Origin of the sequence: Laceyella tengchongensis (assembly GCF_900182735.1) — a bacterium.
GTDB lineage: Bacteria > Bacillota > Bacilli > Thermoactinomycetales > Thermoactinomycetaceae > Laceyella > Laceyella tengchongensis.
The window spans coordinates 53,121-79,491 of the sequence record NZ_FXTU01000001.1 but is presented as its reverse complement, the minus strand read 5'-3'; the positions used below and the strand labels follow the sequence as shown (position 1 = coordinate 79,491).

At 48.7% G+C, this 26,371-nt stretch carries 22 protein-coding genes, 1 pseudogene and 1 other annotated feature (1 of these 24 running past the window's edge); of the genes and pseudogenes, 4 read left to right on the top strand and 19 right to left on the bottom strand.

Going from position 1 to position 26,371, the window contains the following annotated elements:
• Positions 1 to 74 precede the first annotated feature (74 nt).
• The 6 genes from QQZ12_RS00400 to bluB form a co-directional block, all read right to left on the bottom strand.
• Positions 75 to 533, bottom strand: a complete 459-nt coding sequence (locus tag QQZ12_RS00400) for a GNAT family N-acetyltransferase (protein WP_102991521.1) — start codon at positions 531 to 533, stop codon at positions 75 to 77.
• Between the two features lie 37 nt (positions 534 to 570).
• Positions 571 to 1,470 (bottom strand): TIGR01777 family oxidoreductase, encoded by a 900-nt coding sequence (locus tag QQZ12_RS00395; RefSeq protein WP_223248015.1) that lies wholly within the window; start codon positions 1,468 to 1,470, stop codon positions 571 to 573.
• A gap of 34 nt (positions 1,471 to 1,504) precedes the next feature.
• Positions 1,505 to 1,894 (bottom strand): VOC family protein, encoded by a 390-nt coding sequence (locus QQZ12_RS00390; protein ID WP_022737739.1) that lies wholly within the window; start codon positions 1,892 to 1,894, stop codon positions 1,505 to 1,507.
• Between the two features lie 325 nt (positions 1,895 to 2,219).
• Entirely contained in the window at positions 2,220 to 2,915 is a 696-nt protein-coding gene (locus tag QQZ12_RS00385; protein WP_102991519.1) for a DUF3891 family protein, read from the bottom strand.
• Positions 2,916 to 3,107: 192 nt separating this feature from the next.
• The gene (locus QQZ12_RS00380) at positions 3,108 to 3,359 is read right to left on the bottom strand and encodes a hypothetical protein (RefSeq protein ID WP_102991518.1); all 252 of its coding nucleotides are present in this window, start codon (positions 3,357 to 3,359) and stop codon (positions 3,108 to 3,110) included.
• Between the two features lie 180 nt (positions 3,360 to 3,539).
• Positions 3,540 to 4,223 (bottom strand): 5,6-dimethylbenzimidazole synthase, encoded by a 684-nt coding sequence (gene bluB / locus QQZ12_RS00375; protein ID WP_102991517.1) that lies wholly within the window; start codon positions 4,221 to 4,223, stop codon positions 3,540 to 3,542.
• Positions 4,224 to 5,404: 1,181 nt separating this feature from the next.
• Between bluB and QQZ12_RS00370 the strand changes: the two genes are divergently transcribed.
• The 3 genes from QQZ12_RS00370 to QQZ12_RS00360 all read left to right on the top strand — a co-directional run bounded on the left by QQZ12_RS00370 (position 5,405) and on the right by QQZ12_RS00360 (position 7,284).
• Entirely contained in the window at positions 5,405 to 5,836 is a 432-nt protein-coding gene (locus QQZ12_RS00370) for a DUF2621 family protein (protein WP_102991516.1), read from the top strand.
• A gap of 190 nt (positions 5,837 to 6,026) precedes the next feature.
• Positions 6,027 to 6,233, top strand: coding sequence for a cold shock domain-containing protein (locus QQZ12_RS00365; RefSeq protein ID WP_102991515.1), 207 nt, complete (start codon positions 6,027 to 6,029; stop codon positions 6,231 to 6,233).
• Between the two features lie 139 nt (positions 6,234 to 6,372).
• Positions 6,373 to 7,284 (top strand): RluA family pseudouridine synthase, encoded by a 912-nt coding sequence (locus QQZ12_RS00360; protein ID WP_102991514.1) that lies wholly within the window; start codon positions 6,373 to 6,375, stop codon positions 7,282 to 7,284.
• Positions 7,285 to 7,364: 80 nt separating this feature from the next.
• On the opposite strand, the gene QQZ12_RS00355 is transcribed toward QQZ12_RS00360, so the two are convergent.
• The 6 genes from QQZ12_RS00355 to QQZ12_RS00330 form a co-directional block, all read right to left on the bottom strand.
• Positions 7,365 to 7,667, bottom strand: coding sequence for a YunC family protein (locus QQZ12_RS00355; protein WP_102991513.1), 303 nt, complete (start codon positions 7,665 to 7,667; stop codon positions 7,365 to 7,367).
• Between the two features lie 141 nt (positions 7,668 to 7,808).
• Positions 7,809 to 8,066: a DUF6154 family protein gene (locus QQZ12_RS00350; RefSeq protein ID WP_102991512.1), complete on the bottom strand. Its 258-nt coding sequence runs from the start codon at positions 8,064 to 8,066 to the stop codon at positions 7,809 to 7,811.
• 80 nt (positions 8,067 to 8,146) lie between these two features.
• The gene (locus tag QQZ12_RS00345; RefSeq protein ID WP_284723802.1) at positions 8,147 to 9,583 is read right to left on the bottom strand and encodes a bifunctional metallophosphatase/5'-nucleotidase; all 1,437 of its coding nucleotides are present in this window, start codon (positions 9,581 to 9,583) and stop codon (positions 8,147 to 8,149) included.
• 13 nt (positions 9,584 to 9,596) lie between these two features.
• Positions 9,597 to 10,418 (bottom strand): sulfite exporter TauE/SafE family protein, encoded by an 822-nt coding sequence (locus tag QQZ12_RS00340; protein WP_102991510.1) that lies wholly within the window; start codon positions 10,416 to 10,418, stop codon positions 9,597 to 9,599.
• 75 nt (positions 10,419 to 10,493) lie between these two features.
• Complete coding sequence (locus QQZ12_RS00335) at positions 10,494 to 11,357, bottom strand: DUF72 domain-containing protein (protein ID WP_102991509.1); 864 nt, start codon at positions 11,355 to 11,357, stop codon at positions 10,494 to 10,496.
• 433 nt (positions 11,358 to 11,790) lie between these two features.
• Positions 11,791 to 12,036, bottom strand: a complete 246-nt coding sequence (locus QQZ12_RS00330) for a hypothetical protein (RefSeq protein ID WP_102991508.1) — start codon at positions 12,034 to 12,036, stop codon at positions 11,791 to 11,793.
• A gap of 209 nt (positions 12,037 to 12,245) precedes the next feature.
• Here QQZ12_RS00330 and QQZ12_RS00325 point away from each other — a divergent pair, with 209 nt between their 5' ends.
• A complete protein-coding gene (locus QQZ12_RS00325) occupies positions 12,246 to 12,521 on the top strand; it encodes an integrase core domain-containing protein (protein WP_102991507.1) in 276 nt (91 codons plus the stop codon).
• A gap of 300 nt (positions 12,522 to 12,821) precedes the next feature.
• Here QQZ12_RS00325 and QQZ12_RS00320 read toward each other — a convergent pair.
• The 7 genes and pseudogenes from QQZ12_RS00320 to QQZ12_RS00290 all read right to left on the bottom strand — a co-directional run.
• A pseudogene (locus tag QQZ12_RS00320) lies at positions 12,822 to 12,965 on the bottom strand (sporulation protein YhbH); the annotation flags it as partial.
• Between the two features lie 175 nt (positions 12,966 to 13,140).
• On the bottom strand, positions 13,141 to 13,371 hold the full coding sequence (locus QQZ12_RS00315; RefSeq protein WP_284723801.1) for a hypothetical protein: 231 nt from the start codon (positions 13,369 to 13,371) through the stop codon (positions 13,141 to 13,143).
• Between the two features lie 657 nt (positions 13,372 to 14,028).
• Complete coding sequence (locus QQZ12_RS00310) at positions 14,029 to 17,958, bottom strand: helicase-related protein (protein WP_102991505.1); 3,930 nt, start codon at positions 17,956 to 17,958, stop codon at positions 14,029 to 14,031.
• Between the two features lie 34 nt (positions 17,959 to 17,992).
• Positions 17,993 to 21,208 carry a DUF1156 domain-containing protein gene (locus tag QQZ12_RS00305; RefSeq protein WP_102991504.1) on the bottom strand — a complete coding sequence of 1,072 codons (3,216 nt, stop codon included), beginning with the start codon at positions 21,206 to 21,208 and terminating at the stop codon, positions 17,993 to 17,995.
• 19 nt (positions 21,209 to 21,227) lie between these two features.
• Entirely contained in the window at positions 21,228 to 21,839 is a 612-nt protein-coding gene (locus QQZ12_RS00300; RefSeq protein ID WP_102991503.1) for a DUF7680 family protein, read from the bottom strand.
• A gap of 14 nt (positions 21,840 to 21,853) precedes the next feature.
• Positions 21,854 to 25,084 (bottom strand): ATP-binding protein, encoded by a 3,231-nt coding sequence (locus QQZ12_RS00295; protein ID WP_102991502.1) that lies wholly within the window; start codon positions 25,082 to 25,084, stop codon positions 21,854 to 21,856.
• 208 nt (positions 25,085 to 25,292) lie between these two features.
• The gene (locus QQZ12_RS00290) at positions 25,293 to 25,829 is read right to left on the bottom strand and encodes an HD domain-containing protein (RefSeq protein ID WP_102991501.1); all 537 of its coding nucleotides are present in this window, start codon (positions 25,827 to 25,829) and stop codon (positions 25,293 to 25,295) included.
• 505 nt (positions 25,830 to 26,334) lie between these two features.
• Positions 26,335 to 26,371 (top strand) — a binding site (T-box leader); it runs 213 nt beyond the window's last position.

Genomic DNA, 26,371 nt, shown 5'->3' with positions numbered 1-26,371 from the left:
ATTAATATTCTAGCCCTGCCCTGTTCCCTTGCCTCCTCTTATACGATAAGACAAGGGAATAAACCGGAAAATGGCTAAACTTCTATTTTCAGCATCGGCAAAAACCGTCCGGGAATCGCCCCCGAAGGAACTTTCCCGATCTTGACAGCGCCCATCTTCAAATAAAATCCTTCTGCATGGGGATCACTATCTATCTTCAAACAGGTGAAACCGTGTGCACGAGCAGCATTCTTCGCATGTTCCAACAACATGCGGCCCACTTGTCTCCCCATCACAGCTGGTTCGACAAACAAAGCCTGCAACTCTCCAACAGGCGGTTGTCCCTGGATGATATAAAATCCAAGCAAGCGCCCCGCTCGCTCCGCCACCACCACATCGCACCGGCGCACCATTTCTGGCGTCACCGTCAGCTCATCAGCCACCTGTCGCATAAACGCTTCGTCATAGCCCCAATGAGCCTTTGAACGGAGCGCCAGCTCTGTGATGGAAGCCGCCTCATGAGCCCGGTCCCGGCGAATAACCACCGCTACCATCCTTTTCACCACCATTTACGTCCCTGATCCCATCCTGTCAGCGCCCTAAGAGATGGGTAAGCGCCGGAGCCAACTCCGGATAACGGAATACATACCCGGTTTGCAATAAGACGCGCGGCAAAACACGACATCCCCCAAGTAACAACTCTTTCCCCATCTGTCCCAATGCCAGTCGGACCAAGGGTGCCGGCACATGAAACTTGGCTGGCTTGCCCAGCGCATCAGCCACGGCCTTGGCAAAATCACAGTTGGTGACTGCGGCGGGGCTCACCACATTGACGGGGCCCGCACACACTTCCTTCTCCAAGAGATGCGACACCACATGCGGAATTTCATCCAGCAATACCCAGCTCACTGGCTGTCTTCCGGAGCCCAGCTTGCCACCCAATCCCCATTTGAAAGGGTACAGCATTTTTGGGAAAGCTCCCCCTTGATTGCTAAGCACCATGCCAAACCGCATGTTCACTACCCGGATGCCACTTGCTCGTGCATCCTCTGCTGCCGCCTCCCATGCTTCCGCCACCTCGGCCAAAAAGCCCCTTCCTTTTGGGCTATTTTCATCCACTTCTTCAGTGGCTGGGCGATCACCGTAGTAGCCGATAGCCGAGGCGCTCAACAACACCTTTGGGGGGCGTGCCATTGCAGCTAACGCTTGGCACAGGAAGCGCGTGCTTTGCACCCTGCTTTTTAAGATGCGCTTCTTCTTCTCCCTGGTCCAGCGCAAACCGGCAATGCTTTCACCGGCCAGGTGGATGACCGCGTCCATGCCTTCCAGCTTGCCCACTTCCAACTCTCGGTGCGAAGGATTCCAGTAGATATGGGGCTCCTCGCAAAGCGCCGTCCGAACCAGCGGAACCACTTCATGCCCTTGGCTACACAAATGCTTCACTACTGCCCCGCCGATCAGGCCTGTCGCTCCGGTCACCGCGATTTTCAACAGATCGTTCCTCCCCCATCGCGTCATCCCGCTATCATTTCCATTGTTTCATCCTCTTTTGAAGGTCGCCAGTGAACAGCTCCAACACCAATCCATCCGGATCAGTGAATTGCACAGACCAGCCGCCCCCACGTTCAATCGGCTCCCGCACCAAGGGAACCCCCTTCTCCCGCAGTGTGTTCACCGCCGCAAAAAATGCTTCTTCCGAAATGGAAAACGCCACATGATCCATGCCCAGTCCCTGTGGCGGCCCCGCTTCCTCCGGTTTCTCCAGCAGGCAGATCCAAGCATCACCCCAAGTCAAATACACATCGGTTCTTCCTCGATGAACCAAGGTCATCCCCAGCACATCGCAATAAAAAGGCAAACTCTTTGCCAACTGCTTCACGCGCAATGTGAGATGATTAAATCCAAGAACATCCAACCGCTTCCTCTCCTCCGTCCCTTGTCACAAACGAGGGCTTGCCTGGCAACCCGTAATGCACGAGACAGCCGGCTGTTTCAACTCCGGCTATCTGCCACTGCCTTGCCGGCCTGACTTGCCACACTCCCCCTAAAACCGACGATCATTGTTACATGATCCTTTGGCGCAAAGCTTCTATCACTATTGTAGACCATTATGTTTGAAAAAACAAAATACATTGGAAACTGTCACGAAACGGCAAATATCTGGGAACCCAACAGCGGCTTCGACTTCAGCACCTGTGTCCACCCTCTCCTTTCTTCTGCCGAACCGCCATTTTTTCATCTTATACCATCACGGTGAAACGGTACACGTCCCGTCCGACCAACCGGCGATAACCATCAAACACCTGGTACGGAATTTCCACCGTAAACGATTGTTTGAACAGATTGGGGATAAGTCGTAGGTGATACCGCCCTTCCCAAACCCATTGATATCGCTCTCCTTGATACAAAATCCCATCTTTAAACCATGGATGGTTCGGTTCTTCCCCCGGTTCATTAAAACAGAGAGCCAGCGACAAATCGTCGCAAAAACGGAGCAACCGGAAGTTGGCCGTGATATTCTCCTCTTCCTCTTCGGTAAACAGGGGGCGGAGTTTGTTTTGGCGGCTATACTCTTGCTCACGAAACTTACGGGCCACCGGATCGTCAATATTTGTAAAAAAAGATGCGTAATGTTTGCTGCATAAGAACCCCGCATAGGGATCATGCGCTACTACTTTGGCGATGCCATCCGTGTACGCTTCTAGCTTGGGTAGCATCGGATAATCTTCAAAAGAGTAGGGCTCGTTGGTCTCTTCATTCCACAGCGGCGACTGGTCTAAGCTCTCCCATCCCCAATCATGGTGCGAGATGGCGTACAGTGTTTTGGCGAGTGGGCGGATCGGTTGCGTCATTTGCGCCGCCAACTCACCTGAGAGCAAACCATGATCGTGCTGTTTAATAAAAACATAGTAGTACCCTTTCTTTCTAACAATCATCGCAGTCCCTCCCCCTTTCGCTCATTATACAAAAAGCCCCGGCCAAGCGGTAGATTACGGCGACCGGGACTTTCCGCATTTTTTCCTTTTATCTGCAAAATTAGGTACTCTTGGTGCATCCACTGCATTAGAAATGCCAGCTACGTTTCGTTGCTGGCTTACCGCTTTTTGCTGGCGGGGATGATCCGCTCCCTACAACGCATCATCCATAAACCGGGCGGGGCTGGGTTCTTTCTCCTGCGCCGCTTGGCTACGATGCTGTTTTTCATGTTGCAAGGCCTGCTCCATCAGTTGAATGATTCCCTCATTAAAACTGAGGTTCCGTTTACGGCAATAATGGGCGAATTCTTTATCTAATTCTTTTTTTAACAAAATCATGCGCTCCACTTTGCTGTCTTGTGAGCGATCTACATTTTCCTCAACAAATTTCATGAACAAGTCCACATGAAAACCCTCCCCATAACCGCTCTTTGCTCAGTGTCATTCCATCCAATCCTGTAGCTGCGCGCCCCTAAGATGACAACTTCACCATCGCGCCAGAACCCGTGACTAGGGCGTGTCTGATGAATAGGCCAGCAGCTTCAAAATCGTTTTCCCATCCACTTGATATTGGCCAGACACGGCCTAGTCCTCCTCTGTAGTTTGAAAAGATGACAACCGTTGCCCCCAGGCATTTTCAAACACCAAATCACCCAACGCCAATCGCTTTTTCCAACCCAACTCTTCCAGCATCGGCTTGTCTCCGAACCGCTCCGGATATCCGACGCACAGGTAAGCAACGAGTTCCACCCCTTCCGGAAGTTGAAGCAACTTTTCCACAAAAGGCTTGTCCAAAATGCTCACCCAGCCGATACCGATCCCTTCCACCCGGGCCGCTAGCCACATGTTCTGAATAGCAAGGCAGGTGCTGTACAAATCGGTTTCCGGCATCGGCCCTCGTCCCAACACAAACGGCGCGTCCCGGCGCCGGTCACAAGTTACCGCCACATTGACCGGAGCCTCCATAATCCCTTCCAGTTTTAGCGACCGATACAGCTCTTTCCGCTCCTTCTCCGTCAACTGCGCCAACTGCTGGCGATTGGTTCGCTCAAACGAATCTTTGATCTGACGGCGGATGTCTCTTGAAGTGACCATGATGAAATTCCAAGGTTGCATAAAACCGACGGAAGGGGCATGATGCGCCGCCTCCAAAATACGGTGCATCGCCTCTTCGGGTACCGGTCGGCTTGAAAAATGGCGAATATCCCGCCGGGCCTTTATCACTCGATGCACCGCATCCCGCTCACTCGCTGTAAACAAGTCACTCACCCTTGTCCCCCTCCTCTTTTATCTCTATCTTATCTGATATTGCATTCTGTTCACACTATCCAGACCCATTCTAACCGTACGTTTTTTACCCGGCATCAGTGTGTTTATCATTGATGTTACATACTGATGACACATACGCCTCACACCTCGCACGAAGCATCATCCGTTCGGAGGTGCCACTCAGTTTTCGGTTATGTTACAAACTGTTACAAACCAGCTGCCCCTTCCAGATTTCCCAGTGGTTCCAAGCATCTCTGCCCCATTTGGCGTAAAGGTTCCGTCTTTTTTTTGACCATAAGTTACCCCAACATTACATGTGGTTTACAGTTGCGTAAAATCCGGGACAAACCGACAACCCGCCCTATATAATGATCACAGATAAGCAAAACGGAGGTGCGACGTAATGAACAACGCATCGATCGGATTATTCAACGCAACTTTGATCAGCATTCCCTGTTGGGCAATGATCTACTTCACTTGGCAAGCACTGATTGGTTAATCATTGATATATACATCGGTATTACGAATAAAACGGATTCGATTTTCGGTTCACATACACATTAACATCACGGGAGGAGATCCTTATGAACAACGCATCGATCGGATTATTCAACGCTACCTTGATCAGCATTCCTTGCTGGGCAATGATCTACTTCGCTTGGCAAGCATTGATCGGTTAATTTCACTATCATCGTCAATCACCTAGGCAACCCGCATCCGGTTTTCGGTGCCACTCATCACATGGACATCACGGGAGGAGATCTGTATGAACAACGCATCGGTCGGATTATTCAACGCCACCTTGATCAGCATTCCTTGCTGGGCAATGATCTACTTCGCTTGGCAAGCATTGATCGGTTAATTTCACTGTCATCGTCAATCACCTAGGCAACCCGCATCCGGTTTTCGGTTCCACTCATCGCATGGACATCACGGGAGGAGATCTGTATGAACAACGCATCGGTCGGATTATTCAACGCCACCTTGATCAGCATTCCCTGCTGGGCACTCATCCTGTACGGCATGAACTTGTTCTTCTAATCCTACATCCATTATATCTCAACGAATGCGAACCTCTCCCGGATGAGAGGTCTTTTCTATTTCATTGCAAGCTTGTCACCGTATGATTGCCTTCGATATAATGAATCGTTGAAAACAAGCAGGAAACGAGGTGGTAACGGATGACGGGACCCATTTGGTTGCAATGGTTTTATGTTCTTTTTTGGATTGCATTGATCAGCTTGATGGCCATCGGTGGGTACTTTATGTTTCGCAAATTCCTTAAAGCGTTGCCAAAAGCGGACGGCAAGTCGATTCTCGATTGGCAGGAATACTACATAAAGGAAACACTCCATTTGTGGACCGATGAGCACAAGGCGTTACTTAATGATTTGGTCTCTCCCGTGCCCGAACTCTTCCGCGACGTGGCCAAACAAACCATCGCCGGCAAAATCGGGGAGCTGGTGGTGAAAGAGGAAGCGAAGCAATTGTCGCAGGATCACATTATCCGCGGCTACATCCTTGCTACTCCCAAACGGGATCACAAGTTTTTGATAAAAAAACTAAAAGAGCGCAACATTGACATTTCACCTTACCAAGAGTTGCTCAAGTGAGGCCCCCATGGCAATCTTCCTTGCATCAACGGTTTGATCATGATATGATTGGATTGAGCGTTAAAAGTGGGTGCTTCAATCAAGTTTCATCTTGCGGCCTCTTTGTTTCAAAGTAACAAAAGGTTCCAAGTGCTTGAGGAATTACCGCTTTTGAATTGCCGCTTTTCTTAAATGTAAGGAGGCCCAAAAGATGAAGGGTAAAGTAAAATGGTTTAATGCTGAAAAAGGTTATGGATTCATCGAGCGTGAAGATGGTGGCGACGTATTCGTTCACTACTCCGCTATCCAAACCGAAGGCTTCAAAACCCTTGAAGAAGGCGAGCCAATCGAATTCGATATCGTTCAAGGCGATCGTGGTCCTCAAGCAGCCAACGTTATTCGCGTAAACGCAAGATAAGGATGACCAATCCAAGCACTTCCTTCACGGGAAGTGCTTTTCTTGTACCCATCAACAGAGTGGGAGAAAATAAACACTGGGGAACAGCTGACAAGTCATCCCCACATCATATTCATATATAGGAAAGATGGCCGAGCAAATGAAACAATCACCTTCCCACAACAAATGGATTACCTACACCATTACTGAAGCGTGGGCCAATCGCACGGTTGAAGAAGTGCTGAAAGGTCCGCTTCTCATCTCTGGGCGTATGCTAAACCGCCTGACACGCAGCAAAGGCATTCTGCTCAATGGGCGCGCGCCCTACCTTAAGAAAAAAGTGAAAACAGGGGACCGCTTGAAAGTCGCCGTCCGCCCCCAAGAACAATCGGAGCTGACTCCGGAGCCGGTGCCGTTTGGGCTTATCTATGAAGACGCCGATCTCATGGTTGTCGACAAACCGGCTGGTGTGGCCGTCCATCCGGTGCGCCCCTCTGATCGAGGTACCTTGGTGCACGGCATTTTACACCACTTAACAAAGCAGGGCGGGGGCGGAATCGTCCGGCCTGTCCATCGTTTGGACCGAGACACCTCCGGGCTGATCCTCATCGCCAAAAACGCCTACATGCATCAGCTGTTGGATCGTCAATTACGCGAGAAAAAGCTGGAGCGTATCTATCTCGCCCTCAGCAGTGCCCCGCTTCCACAAGCTTCTGGCACCATCGTCGCCCCGATTGGTCGTGATCCGCACCACCCCACTCGGCGGAAGGTAACGGAGCGCGGTGAACCCGCAGTAACCCATTACCGCGTGTTAAACCACAATGACCAGGCTACCCTTGCCCGCGTGGAATTGGAGACTGGCCGCACGCACCAAATCCGGGTTCATTTCGCCCATATCGGCGCCCCCTTGATCGGGGATCGGCTCTACGGCGGATCGTGCGCTCATATGAAACGACAAGCGCTACACTCCGCTGAGATGGCCTTCATTCACCCACTCAGTGGCGAACTGATGCGATTCACTTCACCATTCCCCGCCGACATGGCCGCAGCCAAACAACAATTGGGTTTGTAAACCACATTTGCCTTGGCTTCATAGGCGCTTGTGGACAAATGCAAGCGCCTTCGGTTTCTTCTCCAAAGGCGCTTTGTTTTTCAGATCATTTTCAGCAACGCTTCTCTCCCCGTCATGCCCGCTCTGATGCCATGCTCCTCGGCCGTGTGCGTAACCATGGTCAATGGCGCGTCCATCAGCTGTTCCAAAGAGCGAACTCCTTCCGCACGCGCCGCGATAATCTCCCGCTCTCGCAACCGTTCATTCAACAACCCCACATCCAGTGCACCGCACATGATATAACCCTTTTCCGTGGTGATAACCAAGAGCGTCGTTTTCGGCAATGCCACTTCGATCCCCAACACGGTATGGCCGTCCACCTCAATCGGTTTCATCGCAATCATTTGGTTCCCTCCTCCAGATGATTCCTTATCAAGGTATGTGCCAACACCCAAAAAAGTGAGACCAATCACATCGCGGCAAAATCAAAAAAGCGGGCACCCCATAGGGTATGCCCGCTTATTAGAGCCCAAGCGCCCAGGCTATCAATGCACTTGTGAAGAGGTCGGTGTCCCGCGAAACGATGGGAGCTTCCCATCTTGCATCATTTTCATCTTTAACATTTCCACCAAGTAAACGCCGACCATCTGAACCACTTCGTCATCGGTCATCTGCTCAATCATCTGTAACACATGCTCCCGGGATTGTTCTTCCAAGATGCTGAGCACAATGGCCACCGCATCATCTTCGTCATCATTTAACTGGTCTCGGTACAACGAGTAAACTTCATCCACAAAACTCATCGCGGCTATCCTCCTTATCCCTATTGTAGCGGAGTTCATACCATATTTCGAGGACACCATAGGCAACCATTATCTTCCTCTCATATCCGGTGCCATCGTTTAACTTCGCACCGCGCCAAAGCGGCGGGCGCCTGCAATTGTTTCGCCAACAAATCCCGTAAGAACTCTGGCAAATAATATTTTTGTACTTTTCCCTCTTTCAAACCCATGTATCCGATGCCAAAGGTAAACATGTCAATCGTGGCCAAACGGACCAGCTGCTCTTCCTCTAGTCGGGAACCGTTTATCCTGATTTCCTTGATCCGTTGAAAAGGCGGCGCCTCCGGGTCATAAAACACTTCCATTCCCGATACGCTGACAGTCCCCAACACTTCCCCCCGAAAGCCGAAACCACGAATCGGTAAGGTCACAAACTCATCAAGCAACGCCTCTTCCAGCGTCCGGCGAATTTCTTTCCCCTCGATCGTCATCAACACGGGATTGATGGGATGAGGGCACACCGCGTGCAACTGTTGTCTGGTCACTGAGCCCGCAGGAATCTCTGCTAAAAGCTGGCCATTGTTCACCAAGGCAGCTTCGGCGCCAACCCAGTCGCACAGTGCATCCGCCAACAGATTGGGCAATGAGCTTTCTCCATACCAGTCTACCTCCAGCGGGCGGGACAACTGGTGAATCGGTTGCGCCATGTTTTCCAAGGCTTCTCCACGATAATGGGCGATCAGCTCCTGCATCTCCCGCTCCTCAGCTCGTCCGGCAAGCGGATAAACCCGTCCTCGGATCGTACGCACACGGCCTGCGTCGATATCTACCTCGATTTCGATATGGCCGAGGTGCTGTCCGTGTTTGCCCGCTCCCGCCAGCCAAGTCTCTCCCACCCGCTCCAACTCTTCCAGCAAATGATGCGTGTGGGCCCCGATGATCAAGTCAATCCCCGGCACTTCCTTCGCCAGCATCCGATCATTCATCAACCCCAGATGGGACAATACCACGATCAAGTCCACTTCCCCGCGCAAGCGGCGCACATGCTCAGCCAAGGTGGATACAGGGTCCCGCACATCCCAACCCATCAGCTCATAAACAGTTTGATACGGAATGGTCGCTGCCAACATGCCGATCCGTACCGAACCCAGTGTGACATGGGAACAAGGGCGAATCCAAGCCGGTTGCCCCGTGCGCTTCACTTCGTACACATTGCTGCTTAGCACCTGATACGGCGCATCCCGGTACACCGCCGCCAGCTGATCTTGGGAAAAGGTAAGCAACTCATTGTTGCCCAATGTCACGAAATCATAACCCATCCGTTCCAAGATGGTGCCGTTCACCCGCCCATCGGTCCCTTCAGTTTCCATCCGCACCCGATCCATATGGTCCCCGATGTCCAACAGCAAAGACCGCTCATTTCGCGCTTGCCACTGGGCGCGCAACTCTTCGATCAACGGCGCCATCTTGGAAGTTTGATCCAAATGGCTGTGCAAATCATTGGTATGTAATAAATGAATGCGATCGACTCGCGTCACACGCGCCCCTCCTTCAAACCAAATTGAGCCCGTCCAAGATCATGCGCACGGCTGTCACAATAATCGCGATGCGCAACAAATTCAACAGGGTGCGACCGCTCAACTTCGCCGAAATCCAAGCTCCGGCCCTGCCGCCCATCCACGCCCCCGGTGCCAGCACCAACGCCGAAAGCCAGTGAATATTGCCTTGAACCACGTGCATCACGCTGGCTGCAATCGAGGAAAGGCAGATGATCAGCATGGAGGTGGCGGTAGCCACATGCGGCGGAAACCGGAATAACATGATCATCATCGGCACCAACAGCGAACCGCCTCCGATGCCAAACAGTCCAGATATCACGCCTACCAGGAAAGAGAGACCCAAAGCAGTCAACCGATGATAGCCATACTCATACTCTGTTCCGGCTGGGTCAGTGTATGTCTTGGTCACATCCAACCGCATGGGTCGGGCCGTCCCTTTCTCTTTGACGCGCAACAACCATGATACCAATAACATCAAGCAGCCAAAAGCAGCGAAAAACGTGTCGGATTGAAACAGGCGGGTTATCCACGCGCCCACCATCGCACCCGGGCCGCAAGCCAAAAAAAACACAAACCCGCTTTTCACATCCACCCGCCCCTGCTTGAGAAAAGACAAAGTGGAACTCAGCGCGGTCAAGACAATCAACAACAAGGAAGTCCCTACAGCCACAGACGGAGTGATCCCTTGGAAAGCAGGATGAATCCCCGCCAGATAAATGAGCGCCGGCACGATCACGATGCCACCGCCCAATCCGACCAGACTTCCCAATGTGCCGGCTAGAAGACCGACCACAAACAACAGCATCCATTCCATATTGCGTCATCATCCCATCTGCACTCTTCGGACGCGCCCAGCCGACAGCCCACTGGGGCCGTCTACCCCCTCGGCTTAAAAAATACCCAGCTGGCGCGGGGCCAAGCCCGCAAACTCTACTCCAAGTAGCCGCATCATCAGATTGGCGCTGTCGACCGCATCCCCTTGAGAGTTATTATTGAATAACAACGTGATCCGCTTCACCCTCTGTTCCAATTGCCGCACATAACCTACCCACTCTGCCAGCTCAGCTTCCTCATAACGGTAAGCATAGCGAACATCTCGCCAATTGGGTTGGCCGGTGTTGTTCCAACCAGCAACATTGCGCCCATGAAAACGGACAATCGCCTGCTCCGGCACCGTCGCTGCCACCACCAAGGGCACCGATCCTTCCCCCGCTTGGGGCTCATCACAAATGACATGAATGCATTGTTCCTGTTCCAACAACCGAAGGGTCTTGTCGTGAAAGTCAGGGTAAAACCAGCTTTGGTTGCGGAATTCCACCGCCACCGGCACATCCCGGAATGCTTCCCGCACCCGTCGGATATACTTCACATGTTTTTGCGAACAATCATACCACGGCGGAAATTGAAACAGCACCGCTTCCAGCTTGCCGGCGCGCAACATCGGTTCAAGCGATACCCGCATATCCTCGACCAGCTCCCGCCAAGGGCGCACCGGTGCCTTCTCCAACCGTCCGTGCCCAGTCAACTCCCGATACGCCTTCACCACAAATCGAAAACTCTCCGGCGTCTCATTCACCCATCGCTCCATCCGTTCCACTGGCGCAATCGCATAAAAGGTGCTGTCCACTTCTACCACCGGGAAATGCCCGGCATAGATCGCTAACTTCTCCCTAGCCTGCGTCCCTGGCGGATAGAGGTCATGATCTCCCCAGCCGCACACCCCGATTTGAATAGGATTGATGACGGAACTCATCTGTATGTTCAACCTTTCCGACTTGGGTTATGAATTTTATTTTATCATTTGTTAAGGTTTAAAAAAACGGATCATAAAAAGGATTAATTCTTCCTGATCCCGCTTCACCCCTTACAGCTATAATTATCCACAACAATAAGATAACCCCCGTTCCCCCGTTATAGAAAAAACCGGACATCAAGCAAAACATACAATAGTCATAAAACATAAAAGCCGCCTTTCATTGATTGGCGGCTTAAGCTCTATTCTGAATGAGGCAGAATTGAACTGTAATTACCAAATTCGATATTTCTAAAATGACTTGTCACATCTTTTTTTGTAAATGAGGTACTAACTAATTTACTATTTTCATCAAATACATCAATTCGATAATCTCCATTTGCTTCAAATAGAAAGGTAATTAGCTGACCATCTTTCCATATTTTCCTGTTCTTTAAAAAAGCATATTACCCTCTTTGATAAATGAGTCGGATACCTTTCCTTGTGCATCATAATACAATACTCCACAGAAATAAATATTAAAAAAAACTTCAACTACATACTTAATCACTTCTTTGTCTTTGATCACGACTACATAATGCTTTCCATCTTCATGCAATTCTTTAGCCTCATCTTCTGTAATAGAAAATCGAGGTTTTTCATAATGCCTATTCCATTTCTTGTAATACTCTAGATTCAATTATTTTCAACTCCTCATTCAAGCGGATTAAGAATACGCCCTTTTTCGTCTCTGATAATGACATCCCTTTCAGAAGCAAAATCAAGTATTTGCTGTGGTACAGGTGTTCGTTGAATAGGTACCTCTAATATCAGATCTCCTTCTAAATTTTCATCTGACAATTCAGAATTATTATGGCCTGAACCAACTCTTTGGGAAACGGTTGCCAAATGACGAGCCAACGTTATGTAAAAGCGTTGAAAGAGGCTGGAATTAAGCAAGAAAGAACGGGTTACAACAATCCTGACGCCGATGCTTACATTGAGCGTTGGTTTCGTACGCTAAAAGAGGATACGGTTTGGCTCCAAGAATATGGATCGTTCTTGGAAGCTAAACAGAACATTGATCATTACATAGCCTTTTACAATGATGAAAGGCCTCACTCTGCGCTTGGATATCTGTCGCCGCGAGAATTCCGTCAATCTGTAACTTCAAACGTTGCATAATTGTCTGGACATATGGGGTTCATTAAGGCGATTGTAACCGGCTTTTTAAGTGGAGGAAGAGTTTTAGTTTCTTATAATATTTATCCTATTCTTTTGGGTTGTAGGTGTCCCTTGTTTAGCTATGAATTCGTGCGGCTATGTTATGGAAGAGCAAAATATTTTGAGCAGCGTTGTTATTCTCTTGAGTGATTTGTTCGGCAAAATCTTCTAAAACAATTAAGTAACTTAATCCCTATTTCCTCTCATAAAAGCCCCACCTCCCCAAGCTTCTACCCGGAGAGGTGGGTTTCTCTTTCCCCTTTACACTTCCCTCTTCCCAAAGAAATGCTTCAACGCCTCATATACTTGCGCTTTCTCCTTGATCACGAAATAGGAAAACCTATCTTCTTTTAAATGTCTGTATGCCGACATCAAAGTGGAATTTCTTTGGTACTGATTCAACTGCACAAGCTCTATACATTATTTAACCACCTGTTTACTTTACAGGTGGTTTCCCTCTATCAGTAGGCCTATTACCCTTATAACTCAATCATTATTATCCCCGAATATATCCCCAACCCACATGTAAATGTGTAAGTTCCCGGCTTGTCTGGTTTAAATTCAACGGTCGTTTCTCTGTTTAAGCCCCTGTTGAATATTGAAATCCTTCATGATAAAGTAGGCCAAGCACCCGCCAGGATAATTCTTTTGAAGCCGAAGCTTCGTTAGCAACAGCTTTCAACTTCACTTCTTCCTGCTCACACCAGCCAGAATTTCTTCTCCCAAGGGCGGAACGAAACACAATACGATCCCGATGATGACAACCGCTGCAAAGGCCAAGTATTCTTTGTATTTGACGATCCAATCCCATGCGGCGGACATCCCATCAACGACGACTTTGACGATTTTGTCACATACCTTACAAATCCAGTCCCATGCTTCTGAACAAACTTCCTTTGTTTTATTCCATGCACTGGAGACAGTTTACTTTGTCCAATACTATGCTTTCGTAAACCAATTCCCATCTTCCTCCTTTTTTCTTTTTGGATAGTTGGTGTGACTGATGTTTCCTTCAATGGAGCCGGGCCCTGTTGAACCTTTTCAAAGTGATCATTTACTCGAAGCACGTTAAAGCTGCTCCCAATGGCAAAATCTGAGCCACTCCCCAAAATGCCCACGCCAACAAATGCGAAGAGAAAAGCGATGAAGAGTTGAAAAAGTCTACCATCAAGTCGCTTTAAATTCCCCACACCGTCCTCTTATGTAATTTTTACAGCAATATATTATGTCAATCGGGAATTTATAGAAAGCAGGGTTCATTGCTTATCACAAAAAGTTCTAAACCAATAATTAATCTCCAGTTCGGTGAAGGAATTTCATGTTTGCGAGCTCCATTTTTATCCGTAATCAAACAAACCCACGCTCCTTTAAGTCGTGGGTTTGCTCATATCGGACATTTTTATCAGCATTAATTCCCTGCCAATAATACTGAGAACTTATAACTGATTTAGCTAAAATCATGTCTCTCTTAAAAAATCGATTCCATTCGATTTCTGGCTTCGCGTTTCAAAGTGGTTATCATTCTTTGTAGCTTGATATCTTTTTCCTGTCTCTTCATTCGATCCGCCATGCGTTTAATAGAATCTACTGATGTCAGACAGAAAAGAGGGGGGACCAAAACCGTAACATTTTGGCCGGATTTGGGAACATGGAGCGGGAATAGCACTTCATCCTTTACTTGACGTAGCACATCTCCAGGCATCTCAGCAATATGGATTCCTTCTGTGCGTTCTTCAACCAAAGAAATCACATCGCGAAGGATTGAGCCGAACCGTGCCTTGCTTCCCGCGATTTTCGCTCTTTCTTCCAACAAATGATGACCGGTCAAGAAATTCATCATTTCTTGAATCATTGCGGCGCGAGTGTTTTCGGCCTCGATTCGTTTCACCGCTGCAGTAAACGTGAACTCATCGAGTGCTTGACCGTACAATTGCTGACGAAGAGGTTCAATTTCAGGATCGTTAAGAGTCTCTCCTTCAGCAAGACGAATTCCTTTCAAATCATCCCATTTTTTGATAAACCGCACTTCGCGGCTTCCATCTTCCTTTTTGCATAAAACCGCATACCCAACCATCTCTACATGAGGAAGATCGGGGATGTCTACTGAGATTCTCCTGACGCAACTAGGAAGCTTCATCTTCTCTGTTTTACGAAGGATCGCATCGAAATACGGGTCGCCATATGAAGCAAAATGCACACGGGTTTTACCATCAGGGAGACCCGACTCATAGAGTTCCCTCGATACCGTTAAAACAGACCCATCGGGTACTCCATCCACATGATTAATCTCAAGGATGAGGTTATTTTCATCAAAGATCTTACATCCCAATTCCTGAAGATATCGGGATTCGGTTAACGTTGACCAAATGGACTGAAGATTGACCGGAGCTTGCCAACGCTGATGGAAGCCGTTCATATTTTTATAAATCTCATACAAGTCTTTGGGATTGATCTCCATATAGGCCAGATGTTTACGTTGCTCTTCAATCCGCTCTCGAATACGGGATTCCAGCTCTTCCGGTGTCAACGTACCTTGAGCCAGTTCCTGAAAATCCTGTGGATCTACCGGAAGCAAGGCAAGCTGCTGCGTACCAACGATCAGGTTAGCATCCTTCAACCGCTGAAGCAAGCGTCCATAAACGATGGATTCCACACTGTCTACATAACACAGATTCAGCACATAAACAACTTCGTGCTTCTGTCCAATTCGGTCGATCCGTCCGATTCGCTGCTCAATCTTCATCGGATTCCAGCCGAGATCATAGTTGATGAGCAAATCGGCTGTCTGAAGGTTCAACCCCTCCGCAGCGGCATCCGTACAAACAAGGATATCGATTTCACCGCGCAAGAATCGTTCCTTGACCTCTTCCCGCTCCGTGTCCACCCATGTTTGGGCTTGATAATCATAATAACCCGCTCCCTTTCCGGAGTATGTCCCGATTCGCATTTCAGGATCGGCTCTTTTGAGCCGCTGAACGATATCCACCAGCGTATCGTAGAATCTGGTGAAAATGACCGTTTGGCGAATCCTCCTCGTATGACGGTTCCTACGATTATCCAGCTCTCTAAGCAAGAACAGCATCTTGGAAGATTGACCGTGTAACTCTTCCATGTCTTTGAGCATTTTTTTGAGCCGTTCCTGCTCCCACCGAAGGTCAGCAGGCGTCCGATTTTTCAACAGTTTGTCAGTGATTCCCGGGTCTTCCTCCTCCACCTCATCATTAAAGACAAGATCTTCTATTCCACTTCCGTCATATTCTTCTCCATTGGTTTTGTACTGATGCCGAAGCGTCTCTTCCACTCTCTTGAGACGCCGTTCGATTGTTTTCTGAAATGCATATAAACTGGAGGCAAATCGAAGCCTCAGGAAGCTGAGGAGGAAACTGATCATCTGCTTGTTCTCTTCTTGGGGGCCGATCTGTACCACCAGACCTTTGCAGTACTCTTCCAACTGATCATAGATCTTCCGCTCCAGTGCATTAAAACGGATTTGAGGAAGATCACGGATTTCCCTCTTAGCTAGGTTCTGTTGCAGTTCACCGTTTTCCCGATAAATCTCAAGCAATTGACGGGTATGGCGGAGCATGACCCGGGACAGGGGTGAGGCACTGAAGATTAGACGTGACATCAGTTGTTGGTTTCTGGTACCGCGTGGAACCCGGTTAAATTCCAACCACTGGCGAGCATCGCTTCGAATCCGACCGCTGATAACCACGTCGGTCAAAAACTCCCAATATTTATGATCCTGACGCTGGGTTCCCAAAATGGATCGCCGCAGGAAATCCCAATCAGCCGAACCAATTTTCTCGCCTTGTAGCAGCCTGCCGAGAATATCGTAATATTTCATGGTCAATGTAGGATCGTACTGAAATGCTCCCACCCGATTCGTCAAAGCGATCAAATCGCTAACCTCCACCGGGTGAATCTGCATCGGTGTAGCGGTGGCCAGCCACAAACTGCGCGTCCGCCCCCGTAAGTGATCCCGGATCGTCGTATAAAGATGACCGAACTGAGGATTGGCCTCTGCTCCCTTGGAAGGGTTTTTCCGCCGGGCCATATGGGCCTCATCCACCAAAACGATGTCAAATTCTTCAGCCATTTCCAGTTGCTTGATCCTCTCCCGCCGCGACATAAGGCCGGTTGACACAATGACGAGATTCGGCTCATAAAACGAACCAGAAGTGAAGTCCTCCTCAACAGGCAAGATATAGTGATGCCGTATTCCCGGTGTCATCACCCGGCCAAAAGACAACAATAATTTGGAGGCAAGCTGACGCTGCCATTGGGTGGTTAAACTTGCAGGGGCAGCAATTAAAATCCGTTTGGCCCATCCCGCCAAATGCAAACAACGAATGGCCAGTCCCGCTTCGATCGTTTTACCTAAACCCACCTCATCACACAGCAGATAAGAATACGGCCAGTTCTCCACTAATCGACGGACAACCATGATCTGATGGGGCCACGGTTCAACCGGTGCCGTTTCCAACCCAACATAACGCCCACCCGGCATTTTGGGTGCATCCCGTAACACGGCGAACTTCAGCCGCTCAAGCGCGGAAGGAATTCCATCCGGCTGAACCTTTTCCGCTTTTGTCGAGGGCTCGGGAATCTCGCTGGTTCCGTCGGTTTCCAGCGGCCTTTTCACGTCTTGAGCAAACCGAACCAGCCGGCGCCGAACCGCTTCCGGGAGAGTCAGCACGCGTATATGACGAACTTTCCCTTCCCAGAGCGTTTCAAATGATTCAGCCGCTTCATCGACTCTTTTCCGATCCGTTTCTCCCCACCAGTCACAATGGATATCAATATTCTCCGCATTCAGATGCAGTGCGGTTTTGGACTCATTGAGCGATCCGGCTCCATACATCCGGTTCCCATATTCGTCGGTAAACACAAACCACTTCTCGTGAACATAACCATCTTCCATCGAATCAAAGGAAATCGGCTCTCCGGTATCTTTGTGCAGCCGAAAAGCCACCCGAACTTCCAGATATCCTTTCTCCACCATCCAGGCCAACAATGTCACACCGTTACGAACACCTTCCGGCCAAGAGTCCGCCTGTTCCAATTCTTCAGTCAGCTTTTCCGAAAGTCTTTTTGCATCTCCTTGTAAGATCGCTTTTACATCGTTCGGTTCCAGATCAGCACCAACGATCAGGCGCATTTTTCCACCTTGATTGGCAAAAGCAGAAAATCCTTGGGAAGCGGCTGCCAGAGAAGTGGAACGGAAATACCCGGCCACGCGGTCATAGCGAACCGCGCGGCTGAGTGCCGGAATGTAAAAGTCATGTAACATATTGACTGGCCTGTCTCCGATCATGGTGGAGGAGGTCTTGTAAGAGAGAAGCCACTCGCGTGATCTCAGTCCTTGGTTGTTCCTACTCTCTCTTATCTCGGTCATGATGTTCCTCCTATCTATGATCCGCCGGTGATTCTTATCTCAAGCCGAACAGGATAGCTTCTCCTTCCCGCCGAAGCTCTTCCTCTGTCATCTCCGCTGTCCAGACGGCTAAAAGGTCCAATACGGTCTGCCCTTTCTCCTTCGCATGTTGTGCCAAGTATGCACGAGCGACTGGAACATCACCTTCCCGGTAGGCAAGAATCAGGCCATGCAGCAGATCCCACTCTGTCTGGGGATGAGCCAGACGCTTCGGATGACGCTCTTCCGGTTTCAGCAATCGCAGTTTGGAACCCTTACGTACCAACGGCGCATGGAACCCTATATCATCCGCATCTGTACCACGGGTGCTGCGGCCCCGGTTGGCGTCGTTGATTCCAAGCATCCGATTCTGAACACTGTATCCCGCCGGACGCATTTCCAGCGCGATGTTCAGCGAACGCGACAAGTTCAATGCCTCGTCATAAGGGAATTCATTAAGCCCAAAAATACCGTAAAGCGTTAACGACATCGCCGCTTCCGGGTTCAGGTCTTCTACCTTGAGACGCCCTCGTGTCAAGCGGCTGATCTGGTGCTCTGCTACGACCGCACTGGCCTCGTTCATGGCCCGGATCGGGCTGACAAGTTCATCTCCATCCAATACCGGCCAATGCTCTGACAGCACCTGCAGCGCCCGTCCATAACACGCCACCATCTCATCCACGGGATTCAGCTTCAGCGGCTCAAACTCTTTCAGTCCTTCACGAACAGCCGTACGAATACGCTGCGCCACACCGGTGCCACCAAACCCGGTCCAGGTCGCCGGGGCTTGGTTGCCCTGCTCCCTTTTACGACAGGTAAGGAAAATAGAGCTGGCAGCTGCGGCCATCCCTTTTTGGTGCATGGATGCTGAAGACTCAGATTCCACTGGCATCGATGAGGTAATTTTCCACCCCTGTTCAATTAAGGAACGCGTCAACGCTTCCCATGCTTCTTGTGTTTTGTGGGTGAACATGATCGTCAAGATGCCCTCATCTTTCAGTACACGGCGACAATCGGCGAAAATTTCCCCCATCAGTTCCTCATAACGTTGAGCGGCATTTGAAGTGGAACCATCCCGGGCCGGATTAGCCACAGCTTCGTCCGTTTTGTTGGTCAACCGTCGCTTGAATAAATCAGGGTAAAGGTCCGATAAAGTCCGCTTCTGCCAGACATAGAAATAGTCCGACAGCTCGGCATACTGGACATTGTTGTAATAAGGCGGGTCCACACAGATCAAATCTACGGAACGATCGGGCACTCCAGTATGCGCCGCTGTACCATGTAGAATCGTAACCGGCGGCGCGACTCCTTGTAATTTCTCATGAAGTGGAGCCACCAATTCTGCTATACCCTGATAAGCATCTAAAATCTGTGATAAGGCCCAAGCCGGACCAGAATAAGGACCTGTATAAATCATCTCTCCAAAGGTCCATTTAAGAGAATAGTCATGTCGGCCAAATGTTCCTTTTATAACCCCTCGAGTGAACTCCCAACGGGTTTGCCTACTGTTATAATCAAGTAATTTATCAATCACAAATTGCAAGTAGGTGACAACCGCCTTGCCTTTCTCCTGACCCAGCTCTTCGATAATCTGTGGTTTGAGACGGTTCAGTTCCTCAACCAGAGTTAATTGCCCCAATAGCTGCCGCGGCGTAAACATATCGCACCAGCGATTCATTCCATAGTTTATTGGACGCATATCATTTCCTTGTGGGAACCTTTCGGTCGGAATCAATCCCTCCTGATCCCATTCATCCCAGCGCTGTTTCAGTTGAAACTCGGCTTCTTCCAAAGCCTTTAGATCTTGCTCATTGGGAGCATGGAAGAACGTGATTTTCTCTGTCTTGATTTCCCCAGCTTTTACACCGCTTTTATACCGTTGGGGTTGTCCGTCCTTGTCCAGTTTGGGCTGATAGCGTACTGCCACGACACAGTACAGCCGATCCTTCCATGTTCCACGCGGAGACTCCCCACGTGCCTGTGCTTTGATTTCATCCGATGGAATCGCCTGACGGCAGTGAACGCAAAGCCCAACTCCTTTGTTTACGGTGGCAAAATCAGGGTCCTCTCCATTCGGACCTTTCTTTCCTTGAAGACGGTAAGGTTCAAATTTTACTGTCCCCCCTTTTTTCTTGCCATCCGTAACAATACGAACTGCCCATTTCTCTCCCTCTTTGGATAGCCAAGAGGTATTTAGGAGAGGAGCTTCCCCTTCACAATGTGGACAGGTGACTTGGCGTGCAAATAAATAGGTGGTCGTCTCTTCCTGATCATATTCTGATACAAGTTCAGGAAATTGCTTCAAATGAGCTCTCAAAAACATTCGTTCGGATTCTGGCAAAGGAAATACACGCGGGAATACCTCATTCAACCGATTATCCAAAACTGAAATCAGTTTTTGACCCCAATTTCCAATTTCCATTTTGAGATTTTTCCCGAAGCGAGCAGGATAATCCAACGTAGCGTATTGGATAACCGTTGCAACAGGATTCAAATCATTAGCAATTGCTCGGTATCCAAGCCTTAACGCTTCAAAGGGAATAGAGCCGCCTCCCGCAGTAGGATCCATTACAGTAATATTTGAATCGCCCCACTCAGGTTGACGGGTATATGCCCTCGAATATCCATACATATTAGGAACACGGACTCCAATATTTTTAGCAATCTCCATCAACTCTTTGAACCAGGCCGGGTCCGCTGCTACTCTTTCAACTCTCAACCTGGTACCCTCTACCGGAAAGGGTTCCGGGAGCGGTTGACTCAGAGTTTGCCATTTTTGAATTGCAGAGTATTCCTGCACATGAGGGGACTGATCTACAATCTGAGCGATCAATTTCCTATGTTCAGCCCTTGTCGCTTTTTCTCGCTGAAGTGCTCGATAAACAACCGCATCTAAATCCAATGTTTCTTGACCAAATTCATCTCTCGCTACACGTTCTATTAATTTATCATCAAGTATCCACGGCACACCATTCACAATCGCTTGCACCTTTTCTATCCCAAGTTGGCGCAGGAACCAGTCCGGATCAGTTCCGGCTGGTAATAGTGATCCCAAGATCGCAGCCCGACTAGGAGTCAAAGGGCGCCGTGCCCACCAGACATGAAGAAAATAGAGTGGCGGAAGCGCCGAACTAGCTCCTCTCTCTCGCTGAGTCTCCGCCCCCACCTGGTGACAGGGAAAACCCGCTTCAATAAATCGGACTTCCGCTCTTGTTTGGTTCTGAGTTGTCATTTTCTCCTCTCCCATTTCTCTATTTACGGAGTTTTTGCAGCATATGTTGGATTTCTTCGTCTCCCGGTTGGCCGCCAAGCATAATCCTCATACCGGCCAGTGCCCAGCGGCTAGCAGCCTCACCGTACTGGGTCGCACGAGTAAACCAATAGACAGCCTCTTCCCTGCTGAATCGTTCCACTCGCCATGCGATCAGTTCAACGCGGTCCAGATCGGCGACCCTCTCCTGTAATTTGAAAATGAGCGCCAGCTTGGCTCCGGATTCTTCATCCAGAGGCAAGTTGCCGCGGTATTGAATTCGGTCTTTGTTAAAAAATCGCTGAAGTTCCAAGGGAATTCCTGCAACATCATTTACCCTGCTGAGAATCTTTCTGAGAGCTGGCAAACAGCGGCGCAGGGGCTGACCATACAGCAGCCCCTGGTCTTTAAGCATCGATTTGCCTTCAGCCTGTTCGCCCCCATAAAGACTGTCACCTGTGTAAATCCGTTTCTTAATAACCAAAACAGGAGCTGGTTTGTCCTTGTACTCCGTCAGTCGGAGAACCCAAGGAGCATGATCCAACTCCGGGAGGATACGGTGCTGAAAGTCCCGTTCCAGTTCCCAGTCCTGTGCAGTGATTTGATTGACCATAACGACTACCTCACCTACTTTTTATTCAACTCCTTCACAAATGGGCAATCTTCGGCCGGATCCGCGATATCGAGTTCAACCTCTGTTTGCTCCCCATTTTTAACAATTCCATCAAGTACTTCAAACCATTCTCCCAGTGCCTTAATGGTTTGTGGGGGTGCATCCTCCAACTGAATTCTCAACGCTCCACCTGCTGGTATTTTGAAATACAGATCCAGAAAATCGATCTTTGTTTTGCCGCCTTTATTATAGAGACTACCCATCCGTCGAAGAAGAGGCAATACTTTTTCGATAGCTTCATCCCCTTGAATATGGATGCGGTAGGATCGATCCTCATCAATCCACCCGTTTGCCTTTGCCTTGTCTTCGGTGACCAAAACATCCTGGGACAGCGGGACATATTGAAATGCTTTTGAACCCGCGATCAGGTTGGGCTTAGTCCCAGCATCCTCCTTATTCCGGCAGGCATAAAGCTTAGAATCCTTTAATAAGGAAACGACTGTGTCATCCAGCTCCTTGCGCGTCACTTCTCCCACACTTTCCCGGATGACCTCCTCAATCCGCTGAACACTGACGCTTCCTTCTTTATCTACTACTTCATAAATTTGTTGCTTCAACATCTCCGGATCAACCTTCCGCTCATCAAACCACCCCCGCCGTTTAGCGCCTTGAGGAGTGATGAGCGCATATGAGGCCGACATCAGGTTTACACCCATTGGTACATCATTTTTCTCGTGATAAAATTCGTCTGGTCGTGTTTGATCAGGAGAGTCCATACGAAATACACACCAGACTCCTTTTTGTACTCCACCGCGAATCAGTTGTTCCAAAATCCCCTCATTGACGAGCACTGGCCAACTTCGGATACAAGCAAAAGAATGTTTTAGCTCTTCCACAGTGACCGTGTCCCCACGTTCAAAAAACAATTTGCTGAGGTTGATAAGGTCGGACCGGTTGTTGTTTTGCTCGGTAAGTAACTCTCCGGCTTCGATGAGTGCCGCCCGAATCAGTTCGATAAAGGAAGCCCCGCTTTCTCCGCCGGTTGTTTTAATTTCCTTACGGACAATATGCCCGGCTGTAGACGGATAATACAGGCTGGTATAGATATCTGCAACAGCGGTCATGAGCGCATGCTCCCGCTCTGCCTTCCGCTTGCTAAAGCCACTCTCTTCCAGCCGCTTCGGATTAACTCCGAAGTTTTGCGGCTTCTTTATCAGATCCTGCATCGCCAGAACTTGCCGGGCAATGGCTTCCAATCGGTGACGAACATCCTGCGACTTGGCTCCCTGTCCCGGTAACAATTCCAGACTGGGGTTGGTCTCCCCGATCTTGACCGTTTCAGGAACTAGCAAGAAGATCAGATTTTGTTGCATACGCGGTTGGTTTGATCCCTTCATCGTCACCATGGCTTCAATATCAATCGTTTCCACTGTGGGCGACACAATTCCAAGAATAGGCTTTCCTTTTTCATCCGGCAGATGGTCCGGTTGGGAAACGTCATGTTCGACATGGAACAATCCGCTTTTGTCAGCCTTGATAATCCTCCGTGCCATATCTTCAAGCAAGCCTTTCACTTGCGAATGAGTCACTCCATTACGAATGCGCGCCAAGATGCTGTTAATCGTAGGTTCGTCGCTGGCGTAGTATTTTCCTTGTTCAAAGCGGAGATAGTAGGCACTTTCTGTGATCTCCTCCAAGGCGGTGCGGACCTGGGGCGGCGTCATGCCGGGGAACGAGACACTGAACAATGCCTCCGATTCCGTAATCCCGAAAATCTTGGACGAAATCCCTTCATCCCTGCCCACCAGGCTATGCAGAAATACGGTTTTCCAAGTGTACTCGAACAGCGGATGCCCCTCTGGATGAGGATTATTCCGATCTGCTCGCTCTGCGTTGCTGAGTCCTCCGTCCAACGATTCGGTGTCCACGCTGCCAATATCGGCATTAAGCACTAGTAAAAGATCGGAACTCCCCGTCCGCCCAAGAACCTCATTAACAACCCGTTCGGTCCGGAGGTCCAGATGACAGGTATGAATCATGGGAACATCAATCTGCTTTTTCCACAAACTCCGTACTGCGAGAGACAGAACGCGGAGCACTCCCCGTGTTCCTTGGAAATTTTCAGCTTCGGCCAATTTTTTATTCAGGAAATCTACCAAAGTGGGATGGAACGGGTAATTGGCAACCATCCGATCACGGAATCGCTCACTGGCAGCCTCCTCTGGAAGCAGATTACTGTTTCGGCGATACATCGCCATATACTCTTCTGCGGTTTCTCTTGCTGCCAAACGATTTACGGAGACAAACAGTCGTTTCGCTAAAACGGAAGAAATTTCAGTTGCCTGCACAGGTGTTACTTGAACCGCATCTCGTGCCACCACGCTGGTGATATCCTTGATTGCCTTTTCGCTGATTCCCACCGCGTCATCCTCTGTGATTTCTTCTCCTCGAACAACCGCAATCAATTCGGCCAGACGTTCGGTTTGTTTGGCAAATGCATCTGTGGAACTAGCAAGTGTCAAAACAATAGCGATCCCAGGATGATTTCGGACATAACCATGAAGTGTCATCAAAAATGCTGCCAATTGGTTCGCACCATCTGGTCTTGCAGCTTCCAAACGCGCGGCGTACTGAGCCAACTCATCCAGCATGAGAAGGACTTTCCTTCCACCAAATACCTTATCAAAATAGGTGCGCCCCGGTGCGGCATAAGAAGTGGCTTCTTCCTCTACTTCTTTGTAGAGAGATTCTCCACCGATTTGATATGCGATCTCACCCCAGAGCGTATAAGGAATGAGATCTTTCCCTTTTGACTTATGTACCGGGATTTCATCCCCTGCCACACCAACGACGGATACAGAGCCTGGTGCAGGAAGCAAATTCGGATCGAGAATTTCTCCTATCGATCCTTCCAGTTTTTTACCCTGATAAGCAATATGGGTACAAGCGATCAAAGTATGCGTTTTTCCTCCACCAAATGCCGTTTCCAAACGATGAATTGCAGGAACTGTCATATCCCCTGCAATTCGGCTGAAAACTTCCGTTAATGTGGTTTTCAGACCTTGCGTGGGATAGGTCGCTTCATCAAAAAACTGTTGTGCATTGGTATAAATATTATCAATTGAGCTACGTCCCGTACGATAGAAATCAATGATCGGGCTGAGCGAAGCAGTAAATACTTCCGGATTAAATGTTCCCGCCAATATCTCAGGGCGCGGTTGGCAAGTCTGTAGAACAGAAATCATATAATGTCCCCCTTGTTTGTATCTATTGGGAAAATAACTTTTGCAAGATCTTGACTTTGATCCTATTTTATCTTTTCCGTTTCTTTCTTGTCTTGTATTTTTTCTATTCTTCCAGACCAGCAAGATAAAAAGCGCCACAAGGACGCTAAGCAAAGTTCAGTATATTCTACAACTTTTTCATTCTTTCTGCCTTTAGAGATAAACCTCTCTAAAGATAAGGCTTCAACTCTTGAATCAACTCTCTTGCAAACTTTTCTTTTTCTTTGTAAAGAGCCTTGTTTTCAGGAAGCGCACAGATGAAACGATCAAGCAGCTTCTCTTCAACAATACGAATGGTTTCTTCCAGTGACTGTCCTCGCAAAGAACCTGTGATCAGCGACTTCACGATGAGAAAGGTCTTACCACCTTCAAGCAAATGAGCATCATGCAGGATTTTTCCCTCTAATGTTTCTGGAATGAAGTCTTTCTGAGATCCTTCTGCCGCTTGCAGGATCGCTTGCATTTTCTCCTTATTAACCCCTTGGGATTCAAGAAAGTTGAGGATTTGGTTTCGGTTTTCTTCCTTGTTTATGATTCCGTGAAAATAAGCACCAGCGATCAGGACTTCTTGATCGATTTGATACTGATACGGTTTGGCAATTTGACACGCCATTTTTAAAACACGATGAATATGATCCAAGTTATGCATCATATCCTTTTCCTCATAAAAGGGCCGGCAAAAATCCTCCAGCCGTTGAACATCCATCTTATTTAACCTCCCAACGTTTTTGTAATATAAGCCTAGATGTAATCTTTATACTCGTCCTCAATCCCTTCCGTTAATTGATTGAAATCAAAGTATCCGGTCAACTTTGATTAAATTACATCAGTCGGTGAGACGGAATGTTATAATTTTAAACTGCCACCAAGGCGATTTTTTATCTTTCAAATGTACCTTAACACCGTGTACAGCTTATAGTGCTCGACTTTCGAACGACAAAGGTTTATTTCTTTTAAGAGTTAAATTTTTACTATCGAAGGTTTCAGTAACAATAGGTTGGTTGTTATCATATGATAATGAGTAATCACTCTACGTTGTATAATATGTATTTAGCTTTGTTCTAGAAATCCCCCTCCATTTTTATCCTTCTCTGTGATGAAATGGATCGTACAAATATTGACACAGATTCAGCCTCACTTGTAGAATGGTATTAATCCAACTGATATTGGTCAAAATGTGAGTGAACGGTTAATTAGTTGTATAGTTAACCAAAACAACAATGATGGAGAAGAGTAAACAGGGGAAAC